The following is a 22,185-nucleotide window of genomic DNA, read 5'->3' as shown; positions in this document are numbered from 1 at the left end:
AAGCATAGGGCAATAGTAGAAGTAAAGGAGATGATTCCATGAAACATACCGTCTTCTACGATGCTCAGTGTCCCCTTTGCTACAATGTAAAACGAGTACTGCGCAAGCTCGACTGGTTCCAAAAAATCGATTGGATTGCCGTACAAGAAACGGAAAATAATAGCGATTATTCCTTTTTACATGGGAAAGATATTTATGATCAAATCTATATGAGAACATCTGGCGGCAAACTGCTGGCAGGTTTTTTTACGATTAGAAAGCTGCTGATTTCCCTGCCGCTTACCTTTTATGCTGGTTTACTGTTTTATCTGCCATTTGTAAGCCGTATTGGTTCTCCATTGTATAAGTGGGTTTCGAAGAATCGCTATGACTGGTTCGGCAGATATGACCAGCCAAAAGAGTAACGACTACCTAGCTTTTGCCTCTTTTATTCTCCTCATTCTTTACTTACCGAACGCATAGCCCTGGATATTCATAAGGTATATAAGTAAAGGCTGTCCCAGGCAGAAGTCCTGGAACAGCCTTTTTTCACTAGTAAGCTGACAGCATATTTATCAGGAAAGTTCTTTAAAGTTTTTTAGTTGGTGCTGAATTTCGGTGCACCGTCACGGACGGCGATGAATTCAGGGCGTTCTTTACCGCCAGAAAATGGTTCTACTAATTGGTTTTCGACACTGTTGTAAACCATAAACAGGTTGTTGCGGCTGTAAGGAGTGATATTACCGTTAGAGCCGTGCATGGTGTTACTTTCGAATAATGTGATTGAGCCTGCCTTGCCAGTCGGAACTGAAATTCCGCCGCCTTGTTCAGCCAGCCATCTTAGGCTGTCATGGTCTGGGACCCCAAGCTTCTGTTTTTTCAATGACTCTTTGTAGTTGTCATCTGGTGTTTCACCTACACAACTGACGTAGTAGTTTTGGGACCCTGGTATCAACATCAAAGGCCCGTTGAACGTATAGTTGTCGGACAGTGCGATGGATAGGCTTACAGCACGCATTCGCGGCATACCATCTTCTACATGCCAGGTTTCAAAGTCGGAATGCCAGTCGAATTCCTTACCTGTAAACCCGGGTTTATAGTTAATTCTGGACTGGTGAATATAGACGTCGCTTCCGAGCAAGTGATTGACTATATCAAGAATACGCTGGTCATATGCTACTTTTTTGAAATATTCATCATCATGGTGGACGTGGAATATGGATCTGATTTCATCACTTTCAGGTTCGCGAATAACCTTGTCAGAAACAACATCTTTGCTGTCTGCTTGTAATTCGAAAATCCCCTTTTGCAGCTCAGATACTTCATCTTCCGAGAAGAAATTCTCAATCTGCAAGAAACCGTTTTGTTCATACGAATCAAGCTGCTCTTTAGACAGTGGAGCTTGATCATCCTTAGAACGATCCGTGTGGATGACAGGGTCCTTTCGTTTCACTATTTCAGGCTGGTTATTTTTTCTTGAAGGATAAAAGTCTTCCATTATAAAACACTCCTTATGTCGAATTTTCCAAGTAACTCGTGTTCGTGAATGTTTCTGATTTTTTTGGCTGGCTGCCAGCTTACATATAATAGAAAGAACTTTCCATCGTACGGGGATTTTACCCATCAAAAATAGTAAATAAACACCTTAAATTTAAATTTTTTGTAAAAAAAAGATAATAGAAGCTTAGACGCAATAAAGCCAGATATAACAGGGTGTTTTCGATGAGCAGCCGCTCAAAACGATACAACGTACCTCATCAAAGGTAAAAAAATTAATAAGCAGGACATTAAAAGATTATGACAAAAATTTTACAAAGATGTTTTTAAGAGAGGAGGGAACGGGTAAATAAAAAATAAGAATTAAGAGCATGATGGGGGCACAAGTATGAATTTAAAAGAGCAACTATTAGAAAAAGGATATAACAATATTGATATTATGGTCATTGATGAAGAGAACAACCAATCGACCATCCCGGATTTGTCTTTGCACAAAATCAATAATTTAGAATATAAGCTGTATTTGGATCCGAAATCAGTGGAAGTCAATTGGGAAAATGAACATCCCTATTTCACTGCCAAACAGAGAAATGAAGAGGGAAGAGATGTTAATATCAAAGGCTTTATCCTGGAATGGTAAAGCAAAGAAGACGCGGTTCCAAAAGGGGCCGTGTTTTTGTTTCAAGAATCTTAGGAAAAGTTAATTAATTCTAATGCGAAAATTTAGAATTTGGTTGACACCTTTTAAACAAACCTCGTATACTCTATATTAACGATTAATTCCGACTAAATTTATTGGAATAATTATAATGAGGTGCGCGTATATGTTTTTACAGATGAACAACGTGGCAAAAACGTTTGCTCAACATGAAGTGTTTTCTGGTATCGACCTTTCCATACAAGAGAATCAGTTTGTCTCGTTACTGGGTCCCTCCGGGTGTGGGAAATCTACGTTGCTTTCTATGGTTGCCGGTCTTGAATCAGCGACAGAAGGATCGATCAGCCTGGGAGGTAAAACTATCCTGGAACCCGGAACAGACAGGGGGATGGTGTTTCAGCAGCCGGCGTTGTTTCCGTGGTTGACAGTGAGGGACAATGTGACTTTTCCATTAAAAGATAAATTATCAAAAAAAGAACAGGATCAAATTGCTGCACACTACTTGAAAATGGTCCATCTTACAAGGTTCAAAGAAGCTTATCCTCATGAATTATCAGGAGGAATGCAGCAGCGTGTAGCGATTGCACGCGCGCTGGCTATGGATCCGAAAGTGTTATTGATGGATGAACCATTTGGGGCTCTGGATGAACAGACACGCCATATACTCCACGATGAACTGATGAAAATCTTCCAAGAAACGAAAAAGACGATATTATTCGTTACTCACAGCATCCAGGAAGCGATCAAGTTATCAGACCGAGTGATTGTGATGGGGACACGACCAGGCAGAATCATCGCAGATTTTCCAGTTGATGTGGAACGTCCCCGTCAGCGTGACAATTCGCGGGTGATCGAACTGGAGCAGGAAATCATGGAATTATTGAAAGGTGAAATCAATAAAGTTTTGAAGGAAGAGTTGGATCATGAAACTAAGCATTTTACTTAAAAGGGTAATATTTATTGGCGTTTTATTGGCTATTTGGCAAGGTGTCTATATGTCTGGATATTTTCCAGCTATTCAGTTCCCTCCGCCTACGAAGGTATTCCAGGCCATGGTTGAAGGGTTTGCTGACGGTAAGCTGGTAAGTGCGCTGCTGGCAAGTTTCAAGCACCTGTTGATTGGTCTTGGTCTTGCCATAGGCATCGGAACACTGATCGGCGTGTTACTCGGGAAATCAAGACAGGCGGATGAGACAGCGGGGATGTACTTGATTGCCATGCAGAGTATTCCAAGTATCGTATGGGTTCCACTTGCTATCATGTTGATTGGTTTGAATGAAACTGCAGTAATTTTTGTAGTCGTTCTTGGTGGCACTTTCGTGATGGCACTGAATACCAGAACAGCTATTCATAGTGTGCCTCCCGAATTCATCAAGGCAGCTAGAACGATGGGTACGAAAGGAATGCGGCTGTTTTTCAAAGTAGAGGTGCCGGCAAGTCTTCCTTATTTCATGAGTGGTATCCGGCTGGCATGGGCATTCAGCTGGAGAGCATTGATGGCTGGTGAACTGTTAAGCAACGGCCCGGGATTAGGTTACTCGCTCCGGTATGCGATGGATTTCGCACAAATGGAGGTTGTCATAGGAATTATCATTATTGTTGGTGTGATTGGATCTGTTGTCGATCAGCTTATCTTCTCCAAAATGGAGAAGAAAGTAATGAGGCGATGGGGATTATTAAAATAATACGAAGAGGTGAATAGATATGAAAAAGTGGTTGTCTTTATTATCTGTGATTGTCTTAGGGTTGATTTTAACCGCTTGTGGAACTAGTGAATCTGCATCTGGCAGTAAGGGGAAAAACGATAAAATTGTTATTGGATATTTCCCGAATATTAACCATGTGGCAGGCATGGTGGCGGAAGAGAAGGAATTGTATGAACAGACTCTTCCTGATGGGACAGAAGTCGAATATAAGTACTTCCCGGATGGTTCTGCATTTATGACTGCTATAGAAACAGGAGAAATCCAGGGTGGTCTTGTCGGTCCGGGTCCAGCGATGAACCATTATATGAGTGGAGCAGAAATTAACATTGTAGCGGCTGGTTCGACAGGTGGAACGGTTATCATGGCCAGAGACGGCTCGGGCATCGAATCACCGGAACAGCTTCAGGATTCTACATTTGTTTCTCCACGGGTAGGATGTACCCATGATGTACAATTTGAGGCATTGATGATGAGGGAATATGATCTGAAATCTGATCGATTAAATGGTGAAATGAAACATGTTACCGGGAAACCAGCGACATATTCCCAGCTATTTGCCAGCAATCGAATCGATGCAGCAGCTGTACCAGAGCCGTGGGCATCAAAAATTGAGGAAGAAGGGCATGGGAAAGTATTAGTTGAGGGAGACGACGTAGCATTTAACGATACTCTGCCGGCAGCTGTGTTTGTTACAAGTTCAGAATTAAAAGAGAATGACCCGGAATTGGTTCAAAATATGGTGGATGCCCATAAAGAAGCGACTACTTTTATTCAGGATAATCCGGAAGAAGCGAAAGAAATTGCTATCAAAAAAATCAAGGACATTACCGAACAGGAATTATCTGCAAGCGTTATCGACAGTGCGTGGGAACGTATTGATTTCACCTATGAAGTTAAACTGGAAGATCTGGAAGCATTCGCGGCAGCTTCTTTTGAATTAGAGTTCCTGAAAGAACATCCAGACTTAGAAGGCCTGGTCGATACAACGTTTATCGAAGAATAAAAAGGATAATAACAGTAAAATTTATTCTTAAAAGCTTAGGGCCCTATTGGAGGGCTCTAAGCTTTACTTATGTTAAGGATTTTATATGAAATTTCTACATATAAAATAGAATTCGGGAAAGAGGTGACACTAACGGGAAAGGAGGTCTTAGGATGAAAATTCGTGTAGTATGGAGTCTTTTGACTATTCTCATGCTTTGGGCCGGAGCGACAGGAAATGTCCAGGCAAAAGAGGGCATGCTCTATGAAATGAAAAACGTGGATGAAGTCGACAATCAATGGGAAATTCATATTCAATATCCACAATTTACTGGATTGAAGGATCCGGCATTTCAAAAGAAGTTGAATGGCTTGATTGAAAATACCGTGGACGGATATAGAGCAGAAGTTAAAGAAGCAGCAGAAAGTCAGGACTTCCCGATTCGTTTTTTTGGAGAAACGACGGTAATGCAGGATAAGAATTTCTTCTCTGTCCTTATGTACTCCAGTCTTTCCCGGGGAAATACGTTCAGCGGAGATGTTGAATCGTTCAATTTTTATAATCAGGAAAAAGCTCAACTAATATCTTTGATGGACATCATGGACTTAGGCAAAATTGATGAGGAAGTACAAGCACAGCTGAATGAGAAACCTGAGCAATATTTTGTGGAAGATTTCCGGGGAGTAAGGCCAGAAACTGCTTTTTATATACAAAATGGCGAGCTCGTATTGATTTTCAATAAATATGAAATTGCACCAGGAGTCTATGGAAATCCGGAAATCAAAGTACCAGTCGATCACACGTATTAAGACAAAAAAAGTGCCGCTATCCTAATGGGATAGCGGCCAATCTGATTGTCTAATTGATTCATTTCAGGGGAGGAATCAATACATTCAGTATTTTTAAGACAATCACTTATAAACAGTATTGTCCACATTCCTAACCTTTTATACATAAATCATCGCGTGATTTATCAACATTATTCACACCCCTTGTGGACAAAGGTGTCAACATTTTATTAACAATGGGGGAGGTCAATAAAATAGGCTTGTTAACGTTTTACCCACAAAAGGTCTTTTTGTGTGGATAAGTATTGCTAAAAGGTTAGGTATGCTGGTTTGTTAAGTATATACCCCATTTTAATAAATATAATCCTATGATTTTTTTGATCTTTGATAAATTTTATTTGCTTGTTTGAAATCCCGCCCGTAGAGCACTTCCTGTGTTTTCGAAAGGGCGCCTTTTGCCGCTTTTGTCTGTCCTTGTTTTGCCTTCATGATAAAACCTCCTTATTCACTACAGCCTCTCCAATTCTGACGAATCTATACTATATAAAAAGGCCTAAGCGGCGGTGCCGGCTTAGGCTTCGAGAACTTCTTCAGATTCTCCTCCACTGTAGTAATGGAAGAGATATTGTTCTTTAGTAATGGCAAACAGGTCATAAACGTCTTCTTTTTCATTGATACGCCTATAAATTTCTGGATAGTCCGCATTGGCATGTGTGACGTAGGGAAGTTTCAAGGCAGCTTTCATGGACCGAGGGTTGTTCCGGCGAATTTTCATGAAGATTGCTTCTATATCAAGTTGAAAAAACAATTCTTCGAAAAAAGCTTCTTTTGCGGGCCGGTTGTAGCCCTTGCCGAAATACGGCTGGCCGATCCATGTGGCCAGGAATCCTTTGTTATCAGTTATGTCGAATAAATTGATCGTTCCAATTGGCTGATTCCATTCATCAACAATTGTCCTGGATATGAGTTCACCGTTTTCTTCCGCTTCGATCGTATGCCTGGTTAAAAAGTAAAATTCATCGCTGGAGTAGGCTTTATGACGGACGTAGGGGAAGACTTCCGGATGGCTCATCAGCTCGAACAACACAGGTGCATCATGCAAATCACGCTTTTTCAACATAAAAAACCCTCCTTATCTGAAAAGGAGGGCAGTCGGGTCGTAGGGAAAGGATACTGCTATGGACACGACCACCCTCGAATTTTTATCAATTGCTCACAAAAATCCGGGGTGGGAATCGAACCCACTAGAACCAGCCATGCTGGTGGCGCACCATTTGCCTTCCCATACTCCGCTCTATGAAAAATCTTTGATTTTCTCAGATCGTTGGATTAATCATAATCGATTTCGAAAGAAAAATAAATAGGCGTTTGACTAATTTTTTTATTATTTTTCCGACAAATTTTGGCATCAAGGAATCCGTCGTGGATCCTTATATTGGCAGCGGAGTGTACACCTTTATCCAATTATTTTCTATACTTTAAAGAAAGTTAAACTTTGTAATAAATGATTTCTCCGTTTACCATCGTCCATAATGGCTTTGACATGTATTCGAACGGGTGGCCATTCCAAAGAACAAGGTCAGCGTCTTTACCTCGATCGATAGAACCGACGCGGTGGTCGACACCGAGGTTTCTGGCTGGTGTGATCGTAATTCCTTCTAGCGCTGTTTCGATATCTAATCCTTCTCTAGCAGCCAGGGCAGCACAAATATTCAAGTATTGAATAGGAGTATAGGGGTGATCGGTCGTTATAGATACTTGAAGACCGCTGTTCGCCAGCATATGATAAGTGGCCCATGTCTTATTTTTCAATTCAATTTTGGATCGTCTTGTAAAAGTCGGCCCCACGGATACTTGTAAATCACGCCCCTGCAGCTCTTCAGCAATCAAATGACCTTCCGTACAGTGTTCGATGCGTAGGTCAAGGTCGAATTCATCTGCAAAACGGATAGCACTTAGAATATCATCCGCACGATGGGCGTGGATTCGTACAGGGATTTCCCGTTCTAACGCTCGGACAATTGGTTTTACTCGTAAATCATCAGGGTTATCAGCATGTTTGGCGTGGTAAAATGTTTCTCGGAGCATCCCCATAATGCCGAGCCTTGTTATGGAATCATTTCGGGAAGTGGAATGCACCCGTTTTGGATTCTCTCCAAGTGCCAGCTTCAGTCCGGCTGTATCACGGAGCAGCATGCCAGCTATATTTTTTCCGTTATTTTTGATGACGGAGGTCATGCCTCCAATGATATTGGCACTGCCAGGCATAATGTGAGCAGTTGTAACACCGGCACGGATTGCATCACCGAACGCTGGATCAAGAGGATGGGCTCCGTCCATGGCACGTAGGTGGGGCGTCATTGCTTCAATCGTTTCATTGGCGTCACTTCCTGCCCAGCCTGTACCTTCGTCATATAACCCTAAATGGGTATGAACATCTATGAATCCGGGAAAAAGCATATTTTGCTTTCCGTCTATGAGCTGTGCATTCTCAGGAGGATTTACACGCTTTCCGAAATCCACAATTTTATTTCCTTCAATTAAAACTTGGCCGTTATCAATCCGCGGGGAAGTCACTGGGAAGAGCGTCACATTGGTTATTAGAGTTTGCATGATTTTTCTTGCCTTTCTGCCGGTTGATTTTTTCTATTACAACTCTATTATATGCGAATATCTACTGGAAGAGTATGTTAAAAAATGCCCCAGGAGCATTTATGTAAATTAATTGAAACCAAATTTAACGATCAGGAGAGTTTCTCCTAATCGTTAAAAATGTCTTGTAACGCTGATTTTAATTCAGGATATTTAAAATCATAACCATAAGCGATCGCTTTTTTAGGAATGACATGCTGGCCATCGAGGAGCAGGGTACTCATGTCTCCAAGTGCTGTCTTGATGGCAAACGAAGGGGCAGGGAGCCAATGGGGACGGTTCAGTGCGTCACCAAGCGTTTTTCCGAAATCTTTATTCCGTTTCGGGTGCGGGGCAGTTGCATTAACCGGACCGACAACCTCTTTGTTGGAAATAGCAAAGTCGATTAGCCCGACGACATCATCAATATGAATCCATGATAGCCACTGTTCTCCCGTACCAACTTTTCCTCCAGCCATCACTTTGTAAGGGATAGCCATTTTAGGTAATGCTCCCTCTTCACCAAGAATGATACCGAATCGTAAGTAAACCGTACGTACTCCCTCGTCTGCCGCCTGGGAAGCACGTTTTTCCCATTCGGTGACGACATTTGCGAGAAATCCGCTCCCTGGAGCGGTCGTTTTTTCGGTGAATGTTTCTGTCATAGAATTACCGTAAAAACCCACTGCTGAAGCATTAACAAGTACTTCCGGTTTTTTCTTCAACTTTTTAACGAGTTCTAAGATACCTTCTGTTGCTTTAATGCGGCTTTCTAAAATGCTGCGTTTTCGCTCTTCGGTCCACCTCCCGCTATTCAAAGATTCTCCAGCCAAATTAACAATGGCATCCAGCTCATCTAATTGAGACCCAGGGGTGTATTCCGGCTTTAACCAGCCAATATATTTGATATTCGTTGTATCTTTATGTTTTTCTGGGCTGCGGGTCAATACGTAAACCTCATGACCTTCTAAAACCAGGTGGTTGGTCAACTGTTTACCAACAAATCCTGTACCGCCTGTTACTGCAATTTTCATCTAAGATTCCTCCCTTTATGAGGTTTGGTTAAATTTTACTTTAATTAGCCGGAAAATGCGATTCATACAAGTGTCCGGGGGATAGTTCATCATGATAAAATAAAGCAAGAGGTGATAAGTTTTGGCAAAAATCACGCGGATAACAACACAAAAAAAGAAAAAAGATCGTTTTAATATATTTTTAGACTTCGGACAGGGAGAGTCTTATGGTTTCAGTGTGTCCGAAGATATCCTTGTTAAGGAATCCCTTCACAAGGGGATGGAACTTGATGATGGTGAAATAAAAGCCCTTGTTGAAAAGGATGACTTACAAAAATCCTATTCCCTTGCTATCCACTATTTAAGCTACCGAATGCGTTCGGAAAAAGAAATACGGGAGTATCTCGATAAAAAAGAAACCGATCCCGAACAAATTGAAGTAATTATATCCCGGCTGTATAAAGAAAAATTATTGAGTGATCAGGAATTTGCAAATTCACTGGTAAGAAGCAGAATCCACACATCAAGCAAGGGGCCGCTGATGATCAAAAAAGACCTGATTGAAAAAGGGGTTTCAGCTGCTAAAGCTGAGGAGGCACTTACGAACTATTCTTTTGAAAATCAATATGAGAAAGCAATGAAGTTTGCAGAGAAGAAACTGCGGTCAGGTGGCAAGAAATCTTTCCGGCAGCAGATACAAAACCTCCAGCAGACATTAATGCAAAAGGGATTTACCAATGATGTGGTCCAGGAGGTCATTGCCAACCTGCCAGAACAGGAGGAAGAAGATGCCGAATGGCAAGCGGTCGTTTATCAAGGAGAAAAAGTCCTGCGTAAATACGAACGAAAAGCAGAAGGGTTTGAACTGAAGCAGAAAGTGAAAGGTGCACTCTATCGTAAAGGATTCCAAATCGATGAAATCCAACGATTCATAGAAGAGTATGTAGTGGAAGAATAAGGGTGCCATGGTTTTAATTCAGCGGGAAAAAGAAGACAGGCAAGCCCCTGGCAGGGTTGCCTGTCTTCCCCGCGGAAAGCTATTGATGTAAGACCATACGGGGCACATAAGGCCAAGATTCAGCCCTTAGATAAGTTTTTTATTTTCAAGGTCATCGATTGCTTCATAAACGTGGTCGACAACATGGGCAGCCTGCTTCTGAACTTCCGGATGAGCATTACTCATGGCATAGCTATGAGTAGCCAATTGAAACATCGGAATATCGTTGAAAGAATCCCCGATAACTGCAATTTGTTCAGACTTCAAGCCTGTTTGTTCAAACAGTGCCTGGAGACCGCTGGCTTTGTTGATCCCTTTCGGTACGAGATCTACACATGTTTCGTGTGAGACGAAGCAATCAAGCTTCTGACTGTACTTTTCCTCAATCTTTTTTTGCAGGGCCATCACATCCGGCTCTTTCCCATGGACTGTGATTTTCGATGCATCTACTTCCGCCCCTAAAGCATCAGCCAATTCAGGATTGATCTGGATATCGTGAATCAATTGTTCCGAAATCATATCAATCCACTCGTTATGCTGATGGGTGAAGGTTTCCTCGGCTGTAGAGACAGTCGTCACCATCGGCTCCTTGACAATGTCGCGATAAACCTGACGCACCACTTCAGCGTCGAAGGTTTCGGCTAGGATATGAGCATTATCTGCTCCATACACGAACGCTCCGTTTTGACTGATACGGTGTCCTTTTTGTCCGATCCGTTCAAAAATATCCCGGATTTCATGATCCATCCTGCCTGAGGCGACGGCCAAATCCACTCCTCGTTTAACTAACCTATCCATTGCATGGATATCCTTTTCTTTTATAAAATGATTCATACCAAGCAATGTACCATCAAGGTCACTGACAAATAATTTAATCATTCGCTAATCTCCCTTCCATATGACACCATAGACAATAGACGTTATTCTCGATATATTGTATACATTGAAAACGCTTCAAGGCAAAGTAAAACGACCTGGGGAAATCGAATGAGGGGGAAGGGCATGGATCAGCAAGTCATTATAGAGAAAGTGTTGAATAATAATGTTGTCATCGCGGAACATCCCACCTATAAAGAGGTGGTGTTGATTGGAAAGGGAATCGGTTTCAATAGGAAAAAAGGTTCGTCTATTACATTTGATGAAGCCGATAAGACGTTTCTGCTTCGTGATGAGGAGCAGAAGGAGCAGTACGTAAACCTGCTGCCTTATGTAGAAGAAGACTTCATCGATTTCATGAATGACATTTTGCTGCACATTGAAAACAGAATGAATCAAAGCTTGAACGAGCATATCCATGTCGCGCTTACGGATCACATCGCTTTCGCTATCAACCGGGCCAAACAGGATTTGCAGTTCAACAACCCTTTTTTATTCGAAATCGAAACACTTTATCCAAAAGAATACCAGGTGGCGATGGAAGTAGTAGAAATGATCAACCGCAAAGAAGGCACCGAATTCCCTGAAGGGGAAACAGGCTTCATCGCTTTGCATATTCATAGCGCGGTGACAGACAAAACATTGAGTGATATTAATAAACATTACCAGCTTATTTCTCAAATGGTTGAAGTCATTGAAGAGTCACTGGAGGTTACTATTGATAAAAATAGTGTCGATTATCACCGGCTGGTCCAGCATTTAAGACGTGCCATCGATCGGATACATGTAGGGGAAGAAGTCGGAGAAGAAAATCGTCTCGCAGAAATGTTGAAAACAGAATATCCATTATGCTATAATTTATCTTGGAAGTTGATAAAAGTGATGCAGAAACAATTAAACAAGCCAGTAGATGAATCAGAAGCAATTTATTTGACGATTCATCTGCAGCGATTAGTCAACCATAAAACGTAATTATACGTGTTACTGATACGATCAGGCATGAGTATAAAAAGTTTTAAAGGTTTTCAATGGGGTAACTGTACCCTTTGAGGCCAAATAAAACTTTTTTGCTCATGCTTTTTTTATTACTTACAACGTCATTCCTTTTGACGTTTAATATTTCAGTTAAAATGGAAGCGGTTTATTTCATTTTTCTGAAAAATCATATCCCATGACTAACTTATGGCTTCTGTATCACACTAAAACAAAAGGAGGAACTTTCCATGTTCAAAAATGCTTTTGGTACATTGCAAAAAGTCGGTAAAGCATTGATGCTTCCGGTTGCGCTACTGCCTGCTGCTGGTATTTTGCTGGCTTTCGGTACGACGTTCCAGCAGGAATCCTTCCTCGAACGTGTACCAGCGTTCGAAGCAAACTGGATTCAGGTTTTTTCACAAGTAATGGCATCTGCCGGTGACATCGTATTTGCCAACTTACCGCTGTTATTTGCCGTTGGTGTTGCCATCGGGCTTGCAGGCGGTGACGGGGTAGCGGGTCTGGCTGCTATCATCGGTTATTTGATTATGAATGTCACGATGGGGGTATTGGGCCAAGTCGATGCTGATATGGCTGCTGATTCGCCGGCTTATGCAGATGTTCTTGGTACACCGACCCTGCAAACGGGTGTATTCGGTGGTATCATCGTCGGTATATTAGCTGCGTTTTTATACAATAGATATTATAATATCGAGCTGCCGCAATTCCTTGGTTTCTTTGCTGGTAAGCGGTTCGTACCGATTGTCACTGCATTCTCAGCAGTCTTTTTAGGAATTCTTATGCTTTTCGTATGGCCATTCGCTCAAGATGGGTTGAATGCTTTGTCCCACTTGATGCTTAATACAAATATCCATATTGCTGCACTTGTTTTCGGTATCATTGAACGGTCATTGATTCCGTTCGGGCTTCACCATATTTTCTACTCACCGTTCTGGTTTGAATTCGGTTCCTATGTGACCGAAGCTGGAAACACGGTACGTGGGGACCAGCAAATCTTCTTTGCTCAGCTTCGTGATGGAGTAGAGTTTACTGCCGGTACTTTCATGGTTGGTAAATTCCCGTTCATGATGTTTGGTCTTCCGGCTGCAGCACTAGCGATTTATCATACAGCCAGACCGGAACGTAAGAAGGTAGTCGGTGGTATTATGGCATCTGCTGCGCTGACTTCTTTCTTGACTGGTATCACGGAACCAATTGAGTTCTCATTCTTATTCGTAGCACCGTTACTGTTCGGTATCCATGCAGTTTTCGCTGGTTTATCGTTTATGACAATGTCGCTATTGAATGTCAAAATTGGTCAAACCTTCTCCGGGGGGTTAATTGACTTTATCCTGTTCGGCATCTTACCTAACCGTACCGACTGGTGGTGGGTAATTATCGTAGGGCTAATCTTCTCTGTCATTTACTACTTTGGATTCCGTTGGGCAATTCTTAAGTTCAACCTGGCAACTCCAGGTCGTGAAGATGATGAAGTAGATGCCGATGAAGATAGTGAAATAGGGGATCTTCCATATGAAATCCTCGAGGCAATGGGTGGACAAGAGAATATCGCTCATCTGGATGCCTGTATCACCCGTCTTCGAGTCTCTGTCAACGACAAAGGCGACGTTAATAAAAACCGACTGAAGAAACTTGGTGCATCCGGAGTTATGGAAGTTGGGAATAACATCCAGGCGATCTTCGGTCCAAGATCTGATAGCTTGCGGGGACAGATGCAAGATATCATCAATGGTAAAGCTCCTCGTGCTGTCGCAGAAGATCGTTCGGAAGTTGAAGAGGAAGCAAAAGATGCAGAAGTACCTGTCGGCGGGGAAGACTTCAATTTTGTAAGTCCGCTTCAAGGGGAAATCATGCCAATCACTGAAGTACCGGACCAAGTTTTCTCTGGGAAAATGATGGGTGATGGTTTCGCTATCAAACCTACCGATGGTAAGGTCGTTTCTCCTGTAAATGGTAAGATATTGAATGTATTCCCAACTAAGCACGCGATCGGTGTCCAGGCTGAAAACGGCACGGAAATTCTGATTCACATTGGAATCGATACGGTCAAGCTAAAAGGGGAAGGCTTCGAAGCGATGATTGATGAAGGCGATGAAGTCAAGCAAGGCCAAGAGTTGATGAAAGTAGATTTGGATTATGTAAAAGATAATGCAACTTCAATCATTACTCCAGTCATCTTTACAAACTTGCAGGAAGGTCAAGAAGTAAAGATTGCAAAACCAGGCGAAGTGCGTCATAATGACCCTGGTATCATTGAAATTAACTAAAAAAATTATATAAAAGAGGAGAGATTCAAATGGTAGAACAAACAATGAAAATTACAGCAGCAGACGGACTACACGCCCGCCCGGCGACAGCAATGGTTCAGGTAGCAGGTCAATATCAATCAGATGTGAACCTGGAGTATAAAGACAAGTCCGTCAACTTAAAGTCCATCATGGGTGTTATGTCACTTGGCATCCCAAATGATGCTGATATTAAATTGACTGCGGATGGCGAAGACGAAAAAGAAGCACTAGAAGCAGTAGTAAACAAAGTGAAAGAAGAAGGACTTGGAGAGTAATTTCCATGAAAAAGAAAAGCTGCTGGCCTCTTAAAATGAGGTTCAGCAGCTTTTTTTATGTTTTTACTCCATAATTTAAGAATCGACTTTAATCTCTTTACGACGATCGTCTTCAGTGAAAATTTTATCTGCGACGCCTTCAGGACCTTTCAGACGTGACGGGTCAGCAACATGGTCGCTTTCTGACCAGAATGGCGTGTTCATACCGCCCATATAAACAGCTGTCGCTGATATCGGCTGGCTTTCCCATTCTTTCTGAAGGCTTTCTGTGAAGCCGCGAACAGCGAATTTGCTGGCACAATAGACAGACTCATTCACTTTACCACGGAGCCCCGCAGTGGAAATGATGTTCAGGACTCTGCCTTCCGATTCTTTTAGTAGTGGAAGAGCTTCCTGAGTCATCAGTATCGTTCCTTTTACATTGGTATCAAGCATTTTATCTATATCTGCTTCTTTCAATGTAGATAATTCACCAAAAATTCCGATGCCGGCATTATTAATCAATACATCAATACGGTCCAATTGACGGATCGCTTCTCTAACGGATGCAGGCTCTGTGACATCACAAATATAGGATTCAGCCGCTCCGCCTTCTTTAAGTATTTCAGTTCGAACCAGGGATAAATTGCGTTCCGTTCTCCCCAGAAGGATAATTTCGTAACCTTCCTTGGTATAACGGTGCGCTAATGCTCTGCCTAACCCAGTACCGCCCCCGGTAATTACAACTTTTCCCACATGAATTCCCCTTTCCTCAATGTTCCTCATTTCCATTGTGACTAATGCTTGTTAAAATGTAAATGGATAACCATAGGAGGGAATATAATGGAACGCAGATATAGTGATATGTCCATCGAGGAATTACGCCGGGAAATTGGCGAGTTGACCGATAAAGCAAGAAAGGCTGAACAAATGGGGATGGTAAATGAGTACGCTGTTTATGAGCGAAAGATCATTATGGCAAAATCTTATATGTTGAACCCGGCTGATTTCAAGCCAGGAGAGGAATACCAGATCGACGGTGATCCAGCACATAACTTCAGGATCGTATACATGAATGGCACATTTGCCTGGGGATACCGGTTGAACGATCAAGGGGAAAAGGTTAGTGAAGAGGAAGAAGAAGCACTGCCGATTTCCATGCTTGGTAAAAAAATGAATTAACTAAAAAAGCGCGCCTGTATGTGAGGCGCGCTTTATTACTGGAGGTCAGGCACGTTTATTCATCTGTACTTCCGTGATGATTTCGGATTGTGTCTGCTGTGTTTCGCCATTTACCTGGTGAGCAGCATGTTTCGGGTTGGCACGTGGGGAATCGAATGGGTCACTATACAAATTATCAAAAAAACCTTTGTGAGGTTTCCGTCCTTTTTTTCTACCCATTAGATTTCACCTTTCCCTTCGTCCAGCCTGTGTGAAGAGCGGGCCATACGCTCTTTCGGATGAATGTTTATCGAACCATCGGCCCGTTTGGAAGCAAATTCCGCTTTAGCCCTTGGTTCTCCGTTCATTTTTTTTTCTGGAAAGCCAACAGTTTTATTACGCATTTTTTCAGCCTCCTATAGCATCAATTCATGATGCAAGTATAGTTTATGTAAATTCAAAACAGCTATGTGTTACAATGAGGAAGTAATGATTGGGAACATATGAGGTGACAAAAATGGAAGAAATTTTTCAGCGTCTTGCTGATCAGTTATATGAAAAGAACCCGTCGTTATCGATTGATGAAGCGCGCACATGGGTTGAGCTCTTATGGGAAGATTTTGAAGTGACAAGAGCGAAGGCGGGGCATGAATACCAGGGAAAGCAATTGACCGAGCAGATTGTGACACAGTGGATCAACCATTATGGAGCGAAGCTGCATGAATTTGCTGCTAACAATCCTAAATATAAAGATATGCTTACCAGGAAAAGGCCATTGAATTGAATAAAAATAAGAGGCTGGTTCCTATCGGTGTCTCCCCTGATTAAAGGGTAGGCACCACTAGGAGTCAGCCTCTTATTCATGAATCCACGGGAACAGGATCCAATTTACTTTTCAGTTTTTCTTCTGTAAATACCCATCCTGTATAGGAATTCATAATTTCCAAAGTGGAATCATCGATTTGGGCTACCGCAACAAATGGATACCTTCCGCGTGAACGGTAACGTAAATCAATGAATCGCACTTCGGTGTGCTCATTGTAATAAGTCATTTCCCAACGATATACCGGGGAGAATGACAGGAAAGCTTTGATATTATGATCTTCCATAGCTCTTTTCATAATCGGTTCATCTTTCGGGATGGTTTGCCGCGGAAATTCATCTAAAATGATGATATGCCCATTCTCTGCCTTTCCCACATAATAATGTTGATCTGTCGTAATGGCGATCCGCCAGTTATTTTGTTTCATGGTCGGTGAAGTAGCAATTTGCGCAACATTTTCAAAGTGGTCATGGACCAGTCTGACCATCTCGCGTTTGTCAAAGTAACGTTTAACATAGTAAAGCGCGATGACAAAGTAGATGATCAGCCAGGTTAATCCAGGATTAGCTCCCAGGTTCCAGGCTACGATACCGGCGATATGCATTAGAAAGATGTAAAGGTCGAAGGTATTAATAAAGCCGTATGCAACCCATCGTTTTGTAAACGGACGATAGGCTTGCGTTCCGTAGGCATTGAATACATCGACGAACACGTGCAAAATCACTGCTAAGAAAGTCCAGAGCCATAAATGAAGGAAACTGACCTCTGGAACGAAAGCATATATGACACCGGATAATGCAAGGCCCCAAAAGATAACCGCTGGTATCGAATGGGTGATTCCCCGATGGTTTCTTATATAAACGGCGTTATTTTTTAATTTTAGTATCGTATCGAAATCAGGCGCCTGGGATCCGACCATGGTACCGACAAGCACGGCATTGAACAAAGCCGGGTCATTTTGAACTACTGGATCAAGCGTAGCCAGCCCTCCTAAGGCGACTCCCATGACAACATGAGTACCGGTATCCATCCAGATACCTCCTTTATGGACTTCTTGGTGATTTCATTGGTCTATACAAAGTGGGAGTAATTCTATTTCCCTTACTGCTATAAGCTTTTTGATTTAATTGTATCATGAAAGGTGAATCACAATGAAAAATAAACAAGCACGAATTAATGGCATTTTATCCGGGTTTAACCGGAAGGAATTTCAGCACGATTTGATCAATTGGTTTAAACAGGAACAGCGTACCCTTCCATGGCGAGATAATCAGGACCCTTATCGAGTATGGGTATCTGAAATCATGCTTCAACAGACCAAAGTCGATACGGTCATCCCTTATTTTCAGCGTTTTATTGAAAAATTCCCCACACCTGAAAGACTTGCCGAAGCGGACGAACAGGAAGTGTTGAAGGCGTGGGAAGGTCTAGGTTACTATTCCCGTGCTCGCAATCTGCAAAACGCCATTCGTGAAGTCGTCAGTGATTATGGTGGGAAAGTTCCGGATGAAGCTGATGAATTAGGTTCCCTCAAAGGTGTAGGTCCATATACAAAAGGGGCCATCTTAAGTATTGCTTACGATAAACCGGAACCTGCTGTTGATGGTAATGTCATGCGTGTCATGTCGCGTATTTTATATCTGGAAGATGACATTGCGAAGCAGGGTACCAAAAAATTATTCGAGTCTCTCATCCGAGAGGTGATTTCAACGGAAGATCCATCGTCTTTCAACCAGGGATTAATGGAGCTTGGTGCGCTGGTCTGTACTCCGAAGTCTCCAAGTTGCATGTTATGTCCGGTACAAGATCATTGCCGTGCATTCCATGAGGGAGTCGAGCAAGAGCTTCCGATAAAAACAAAGACGAAAAAACAAAAACGAGTTCCCTATGCGGCCATGATTGTTATTAATGATCAAGGAGAAGTTCTAATCCAGCAGAGGCCTGCAGATGGTCTGCTTGCAAATTTATGGGAGTTTCCGATGGTTCCCCTTGCCGATATAGATCGCAGCCATCTCGTACATTGGTTTTACGGAGAATATGGGATCAACATTAAGCCAGGTGGATCCTTAGATAAGATAAAACACGTTTTTTCCCACCTTATTTGGGAATTGGAAGTGATTCCTGGCGCAATCGAAGCTGGAGAATTGGATCATCCAAGAGCCAGGTTTGTTTCTCTGGAAGAATTGGAATCTTATCCGTTTCCAGTTTCCCATCAGAAAATAGCGAAACATGTACATTAAAAGGTCCAGCCCCATTAGGGTGCTGGAGCTTTTTTCACTCTAAGAAAGTTTTCATGCAGCGAACATAAGGTAACAAACTACTTTAACGGATTACAAAGGAGCAATCGTTGTCGAATGGACGCTCCTGTGATATTCAGGAATATCTTCTATGTGATAGGCGAGCCCGCCACGATTTACAATTTCTTCGTTGATTTCCCTTAGAATCGTTGTGCCTTCTTGATTCAAATAAGGGGCAATTTGAGACAAAGAATAGTGGAAAAAGCGCAGTTCTTCATTTTTCCACTCCTGTTTGCTGCTCATGGTCAGCTCGCTCATATCCCGGCCTGTATACATGTTTTTCGCCTCCTCCTTTATTAGTGTGGAAAAAATCCTGCACCTTATTCAAAAATGGTTAAACATGGAATTTTGTTTTTTTGGATAATGACATTTCAACTTGGGCATTCTAATTCTTGCGGAGGTGATAAAGATGGCTAAAAAACAACAAAACCAACAAAACCCAAGCAAAACTAATGCTGCAGAAGTAAGACAGCAAAACCAGCAAGCTGCTCAAAAAGGTCAGCAGCAACAACAATATGGTGCTGAATTTGCTGCAGAGACTGACGCACAAGAAGTTCGTCAACAAAACCAAAAGTCTCAAGCTAAAAAGAAATAACGAAGATCCCCCGAATCTTCTAAACGAATAGCAGACAAAAGCAGCTGCTGAAAAAGGCAGACCGTGCTTCTTTTCCAATTGGAAGAAGCAACGGTCTGTTTTTTTATGGATTAGTTCGTCTGCTGACTCCTGGCTAAGACTCTAATATTTTCAATTACTGACAGTTATCGTTATAATGATTAGAGTAGATAAAATCGGTGGTTATTATGACGTTAGGGAAGGGAGATCTTATGCCTGCACCAGAACCAGGACAATCGGTCCAAATACAGAGCTATAAACATAATGGTAAGCTGCACAGGATATGGGACAGCACGACGATATTAAAAGGAACAAGAAATGTTGTCATTGGAGCGAATGATCGGACGATTGTAACAGAAAGTGATGGGCGGACATGGATGACAAGGGAGCCGGCAATCTGTTATTTCCATTCCAAACATTGGTTTAACATCATCGGTATGCTTCGCAATGATGGCGTATACTATTACTGTAATATCAGTTCTCCTTTTGTATATGATGAAGAAGGGTTGAAATACATTGACTATGATTTAGATGTCAAAGTCTACCCGGATATGACTTTTACGCTGCTGGATGAAGACGAGTATGAGCAGCATAAACGGGAAATGAATTACCCGAAGGTGCTTGATCGTATTTTGCATAACAATGTAGACACACTTGTACGCTGGGTCAGACAGCGCAAGGGTCCGTTTTCCCCTGAATTCATTGATCAATGGTACGAACGCTATTTGACATATCGCTAACTAAAATGAAACAGCCGCGCCGCTTCATGTGTGCGCGGCATTCCTTTTGAGGCAGGCAGGTGCTTTTGCATATAGAAAGAGGTGACAGCTGTGGACAGCATCAAACGATATTTAGCCTTTGTTAAACCTTATAAAGGCAAAATCATTTTAACTATTTTAATTGGTATCATTAAATTTTCTATTCCCCTTTTAATGCCATTGATTATTAAATATGTCATTGATGATATTATCGGAGGCGACATGACGCAGAGCGAACAGTTCAATCAGTTATTTTGGCTGATGGGCGGGGCCTTTTTAGTATTTTTTGTGTTGAGGCCGCCTGTTGAGTATATCCGGCAGTATCTTGCCCAGTGGATAGGCAGCAAAATCCTCTATGATGTACGTGATAAGCTTTTTGATCATATTCAAAAGCTGAGCCTGCGGTTTTATTCCCGTACGAAAACAGGGGAGATTATTTCTCGTGTCATTCATGACGTCGAACAGACGAAAACCTTCGTCATTACCGGTCTTATGAATATCTGGCTGGATATGTTCACCATCGTGATCGCAATTATCATCATGCTGAACATGGACATCTGGCTGACACTAGTAGCTATATCCTTATTCCCGCTGTATGGACTTGCGGTGAAGTTCTTTTATGTTAAATTACGGCGCCTGACACGAGAACGTTCCCAGGCGCTGGCAGAAGTACAAGGCCACCTTCACGAACGAGTACAGGGGATGCCGGTGATCCGCAGTTTTGCGCTTGAAGATCATGAGCAACAGCAATTCGATGTTCAGAACTCAAACTTTCTTGATAAAGCTCTTAAGCATACGAACTGGAATGCTTACACATATTCGGTCACTAATACCATTACTGACCTGGCTCCATTGCTTGTCATTACGTTTGCCGGTTATCAGGTAATCACGGGTAATCTAACCGTAGGTACACTTGTTGCATTCACTGGCTATATGGACCGTGTCTATAACCCGCTTCGCCGGTTAGTGAACTCCTCGACAGTTCTAACTCAGTCGATTGCATCGATGGACCGTGTCTTTGAATTCATGGATGAAAAATATGATATCAAAGATAAAAAGGATGCCAAGGAACTGACCCATGTTGATGGAGATGTTACTTTTGACAATGTTTCTTTCCGGTATGAAGATGAAGAATCACTCGTACTCAAGAATTTATCCCTTGATGTCAAACACGGAGAAACGATAGCCTTTGTCGGAATGAGTGGCGGGGGTAAGTCTACGCTGATCAGTCTGATTCCAAGGTTCTATGATGTGGAGGAAGGGAGAATTCTGATTGATGGGCAGGATATACGCGACGTCAAAGCTCGCACATTGAGAGATAAAATCGGTATGGTACTGCAGGACAATATTTTATTCAGTGAATCGATTGCCATGAATATTAAAATGGGCAACCCGGATGCTACTGATGAAGAAATGATTGAGGCCGCAAAAGCTGCTAATGCTCATGACTTTATTACAGAGCTCCCGAACGGCTACCATACGATGGTCGGAGAGAGGGGAGTCAAGCTTTCCGGTGGCCAGAAACAGCGTGTGGCTATTGCCCGGGTATTTTTAAAGAACCCGCCGCTTCTGATACTGGATGAAGCGACGTCCGCACTTGATTTGGAAAGTGAGCATTTAATTCAGGAAGCATTAGAAAAACTGGCCTCCGACCGGACGACATTCATCGTAGCACACAGACTATCGACAATTACACACGCAGACCGTATTGTGTTGATTGAAAGTGGGCAGATCAAAGAGACCGGCACCCATGAAGAGTTGATGGGGCTGCGCGGGGGATACTATGATTTATATCAAGTTCAGGAATTAGACGATAGTAAAACGGAGTATATGGGAACATAGAAGAGAGGGAGGAACCCTCTCTTTTT

The 22,185-nt window shown here is 42.3% G+C and carries 28 protein-coding genes; 17 read left to right on the top strand and 11 right to left on the bottom strand.

Going from position 1 to position 22,185, the window contains the following annotated elements:
• The first annotated feature begins 38 nt into the window (after positions 1-38).
• Positions 39-404, top strand: a complete 366-nt coding sequence (locus FHS45_RS18050; protein WP_062439263.1) for a thiol-disulfide oxidoreductase DCC family protein — start codon at positions 39-41, stop codon at positions 402-404.
• Between the two features lie 173 nt (positions 405-577).
• Here FHS45_RS18050 and thpD read toward each other — a convergent pair whose 3' ends face one another.
• A complete protein-coding gene (gene thpD / locus FHS45_RS18045) occupies positions 578-1,477 on the bottom strand; it encodes an ectoine hydroxylase (protein WP_062439258.1) in 900 nt (299 codons plus the stop codon).
• A 387-nt stretch (positions 1,478-1,864) separates the two neighbouring features.
• Here thpD and FHS45_RS18040 point away from each other — a divergent pair, with 387 nt between their 5' ends.
• From FHS45_RS18040 to FHS45_RS18020, 5 genes are all read left to right on the top strand, one after another.
• Positions 1,865-2,116, top strand: coding sequence for a hypothetical protein (locus FHS45_RS18040; RefSeq protein WP_062439254.1), 252 nt, complete (start codon positions 1,865-1,867; stop codon positions 2,114-2,116).
• Positions 2,117-2,300: 184 nt separating this feature from the next.
• Positions 2,301-3,080 (top strand): ABC transporter ATP-binding protein, encoded by a 780-nt coding sequence (locus FHS45_RS18035; protein ID WP_062439251.1) that lies wholly within the window; start codon positions 2,301-2,303, stop codon positions 3,078-3,080.
• Positions 3,058-3,819 carry an ABC transporter permease gene (locus FHS45_RS18030; RefSeq protein WP_062439248.1) on the top strand — a complete coding sequence of 254 codons (762 nt, stop codon included), beginning with the start codon at positions 3,058-3,060 and terminating at the stop codon, positions 3,817-3,819. Before FHS45_RS18035 ends, FHS45_RS18030 begins: the two co-directional genes overlap by 23 nt.
• 19 nt (positions 3,820-3,838) lie before the next feature.
• The gene (locus FHS45_RS18025) at positions 3,839-4,843 is read left to right on the top strand and encodes an aliphatic sulfonate ABC transporter substrate-binding protein (protein WP_062439245.1); all 1,005 of its coding nucleotides are present in this window, start codon (positions 3,839-3,841) and stop codon (positions 4,841-4,843) included.
• A gap of 152 nt (positions 4,844-4,995) precedes the next feature.
• On the top strand, positions 4,996-5,631 hold the full coding sequence (locus FHS45_RS18020) for a DUF3298 and DUF4163 domain-containing protein (RefSeq protein WP_062439242.1): 636 nt from the start codon (positions 4,996-4,998) through the stop codon (positions 5,629-5,631).
• A 345-nt stretch (positions 5,632-5,976) separates the two neighbouring features.
• Here the strand turns inward: FHS45_RS18020 and FHS45_RS18015 are convergent, their stop codons facing one another.
• The gene (locus FHS45_RS18015; protein ID WP_139823728.1) at positions 5,977-6,099 is read right to left on the bottom strand and encodes a YfhE family protein; all 123 of its coding nucleotides are present in this window, start codon (positions 6,097-6,099) and stop codon (positions 5,977-5,979) included.
• An 82-nt stretch (positions 6,100-6,181) separates the two neighbouring features.
• Positions 6,182-6,730 carry a GNAT family N-acetyltransferase gene (locus FHS45_RS18010; RefSeq protein ID WP_062439238.1) on the bottom strand — a complete coding sequence of 183 codons (549 nt, stop codon included), beginning with the start codon at positions 6,728-6,730 and terminating at the stop codon, positions 6,182-6,184.
• Positions 6,731-6,788: 58 nt separating this feature from the next.
• On the opposite strand from FHS45_RS18010, the gene FHS45_RS18005 reads away from it, so the two are divergent.
• Positions 6,789-6,974 carry a hypothetical protein gene (locus FHS45_RS18005; RefSeq protein ID WP_062439235.1) on the top strand — a complete coding sequence of 62 codons (186 nt, stop codon included), beginning with the start codon at positions 6,789-6,791 and terminating at the stop codon, positions 6,972-6,974.
• Positions 6,975-7,098: 124 nt separating this feature from the next.
• Here the strand turns inward: FHS45_RS18005 and FHS45_RS18000 are convergent, their stop codons facing one another.
• Together FHS45_RS18000 and FHS45_RS17995 are read right to left on the bottom strand one after the other, a co-directional pair.
• Positions 7,099-8,223: an amidohydrolase gene (locus tag FHS45_RS18000; protein WP_062439231.1), complete on the bottom strand. Its 1,125-nt coding sequence runs from the start codon at positions 8,221-8,223 to the stop codon at positions 7,099-7,101.
• A gap of 146 nt (positions 8,224-8,369) precedes the next feature.
• Positions 8,370-9,275, bottom strand: a complete 906-nt coding sequence (locus FHS45_RS17995) for a TIGR01777 family oxidoreductase (RefSeq protein WP_062439228.1) — start codon at positions 9,273-9,275, stop codon at positions 8,370-8,372.
• A 121-nt stretch (positions 9,276-9,396) separates the two neighbouring features.
• Between FHS45_RS17995 and recX the strand changes: the two genes are divergently transcribed.
• A complete protein-coding gene (gene recX / locus FHS45_RS17990) occupies positions 9,397-10,212 on the top strand; it encodes a recombination regulator RecX (protein WP_062439224.1) in 816 nt (271 codons plus the stop codon).
• Between the two features lie 126 nt (positions 10,213-10,338).
• On the opposite strand, the gene FHS45_RS17985 is transcribed toward recX, so the two are convergent.
• Positions 10,339-11,130 carry a Cof-type HAD-IIB family hydrolase gene (locus FHS45_RS17985; RefSeq protein ID WP_062439222.1) on the bottom strand — a complete coding sequence of 264 codons (792 nt, stop codon included), beginning with the start codon at positions 11,128-11,130 and terminating at the stop codon, positions 10,339-10,341.
• A 123-nt stretch (positions 11,131-11,253) separates the two neighbouring features.
• Between FHS45_RS17985 and glcT the strand changes: the two genes are divergently transcribed.
• The 3 genes from glcT to FHS45_RS17970 all read left to right on the top strand — a co-directional run bounded on the left by glcT (position 11,254) and on the right by FHS45_RS17970 (position 14,686).
• A complete protein-coding gene (gene glcT / locus FHS45_RS17980; protein ID WP_062439219.1) occupies positions 11,254-12,099 on the top strand; it encodes a glucose PTS transporter transcription antiterminator GlcT in 846 nt (281 codons plus the stop codon).
• 251 nt (positions 12,100-12,350) lie between these two features.
• The gene (gene ptsG / locus FHS45_RS17975; RefSeq protein ID WP_062439216.1) at positions 12,351-14,390 is read left to right on the top strand and encodes a glucose-specific PTS transporter subunit IIBC; all 2,040 of its coding nucleotides are present in this window, start codon (positions 12,351-12,353) and stop codon (positions 14,388-14,390) included.
• A gap of 29 nt (positions 14,391-14,419) precedes the next feature.
• On the top strand, positions 14,420-14,686 hold the full coding sequence (locus FHS45_RS17970) for a phosphocarrier protein HPr (RefSeq protein ID WP_062439213.1): 267 nt from the start codon (positions 14,420-14,422) through the stop codon (positions 14,684-14,686).
• A gap of 75 nt (positions 14,687-14,761) precedes the next feature.
• Here FHS45_RS17970 and FHS45_RS17965 read toward each other — a convergent pair whose 3' ends face one another.
• Positions 14,762-15,421 (bottom strand): SDR family oxidoreductase, encoded by a 660-nt coding sequence (locus FHS45_RS17965; RefSeq protein ID WP_148349963.1) that lies wholly within the window; start codon positions 15,419-15,421, stop codon positions 14,762-14,764.
• Between the two features lie 87 nt (positions 15,422-15,508).
• On the opposite strand from FHS45_RS17965, the gene FHS45_RS17960 reads away from it, so the two are divergent.
• Positions 15,509-15,847, top strand: a complete 339-nt coding sequence (locus FHS45_RS17960; protein WP_062439210.1) for a YfhH family protein — start codon at positions 15,509-15,511, stop codon at positions 15,845-15,847.
• 45 nt (positions 15,848-15,892) lie between these two features.
• On the opposite strand, the gene FHS45_RS17955 is transcribed toward FHS45_RS17960, so the two are convergent.
• Both FHS45_RS17955 and sspK read right to left on the bottom strand, forming a co-directional pair.
• Positions 15,893-16,066 carry a YpzG family protein gene (locus FHS45_RS17955; RefSeq protein ID WP_082411891.1) on the bottom strand — a complete coding sequence of 58 codons (174 nt, stop codon included), beginning with the start codon at positions 16,064-16,066 and terminating at the stop codon, positions 15,893-15,895.
• The gene (gene sspK / locus FHS45_RS17950; RefSeq protein WP_062439207.1) at positions 16,066-16,230 is read right to left on the bottom strand and encodes a small, acid-soluble spore protein K; all 165 of its coding nucleotides are present in this window, start codon (positions 16,228-16,230) and stop codon (positions 16,066-16,068) included. Before sspK ends, FHS45_RS17955 begins: the two co-directional genes overlap by 1 nt.
• 113 nt (positions 16,231-16,343) lie before the next feature.
• Here sspK and FHS45_RS17945 point away from each other — a divergent pair, with 113 nt between their 5' ends.
• Positions 16,344-16,610, top strand: coding sequence for a YfhJ family protein (locus FHS45_RS17945; RefSeq protein WP_062440577.1), 267 nt, complete (start codon positions 16,344-16,346; stop codon positions 16,608-16,610).
• Between the two features lie 76 nt (positions 16,611-16,686).
• Here FHS45_RS17945 and FHS45_RS17940 read toward each other — a convergent pair whose 3' ends face one another.
• Complete coding sequence (locus FHS45_RS17940) at positions 16,687-17,679, bottom strand: metal-dependent hydrolase (RefSeq protein ID WP_062439204.1); 993 nt, start codon at positions 17,677-17,679, stop codon at positions 16,687-16,689.
• Positions 17,680-17,800: 121 nt separating this feature from the next.
• On the opposite strand from FHS45_RS17940, the gene mutY reads away from it, so the two are divergent.
• On the top strand, positions 17,801-18,889 hold the full coding sequence (mutY, locus tag FHS45_RS17935; protein ID WP_062439201.1) for an A/G-specific adenine glycosylase: 1,089 nt from the start codon (positions 17,801-17,803) through the stop codon (positions 18,887-18,889).
• A gap of 90 nt (positions 18,890-18,979) precedes the next feature.
• Here mutY and FHS45_RS17930 read toward each other — a convergent pair whose 3' ends face one another.
• Positions 18,980-19,222, bottom strand: coding sequence for a hypothetical protein (locus FHS45_RS17930; RefSeq protein ID WP_062439197.1), 243 nt, complete (start codon positions 19,220-19,222; stop codon positions 18,980-18,982).
• Positions 19,223-19,355: 133 nt separating this feature from the next.
• Between FHS45_RS17930 and FHS45_RS17925 the strand changes: the two genes are divergently transcribed.
• From FHS45_RS17925 to FHS45_RS17915, 3 genes are all read left to right on the top strand, one after another.
• A complete protein-coding gene (locus tag FHS45_RS17925) occupies positions 19,356-19,541 on the top strand; it encodes a gamma-type small acid-soluble spore protein (protein ID WP_062439194.1) in 186 nt (61 codons plus the stop codon).
• Positions 19,542-19,771: 230 nt separating this feature from the next.
• Positions 19,772-20,299: a nucleoside tri-diphosphate phosphatase gene (gene ntdP / locus FHS45_RS17920; protein WP_062439191.1), complete on the top strand. Its 528-nt coding sequence runs from the start codon at positions 19,772-19,774 to the stop codon at positions 20,297-20,299.
• Positions 20,300-20,389: 90 nt separating this feature from the next.
• The gene (locus FHS45_RS17915; RefSeq protein WP_062439189.1) at positions 20,390-22,159 is read left to right on the top strand and encodes an ABC transporter ATP-binding protein; all 1,770 of its coding nucleotides are present in this window, start codon (positions 20,390-20,392) and stop codon (positions 22,157-22,159) included.
• Positions 22,160-22,185 lie beyond the last annotated feature (26 nt).

Origin of the sequence: Thalassobacillus devorans (assembly GCF_011761345.1) — a bacterium.
In the GTDB taxonomy this organism is placed as follows: Bacteria; Bacillota; Bacilli; order Bacillales; family Halobacillaceae; genus Thalassobacillus; species Thalassobacillus devorans.
This window is presented reverse-complemented; position numbering and strand designations above follow the sequence as displayed.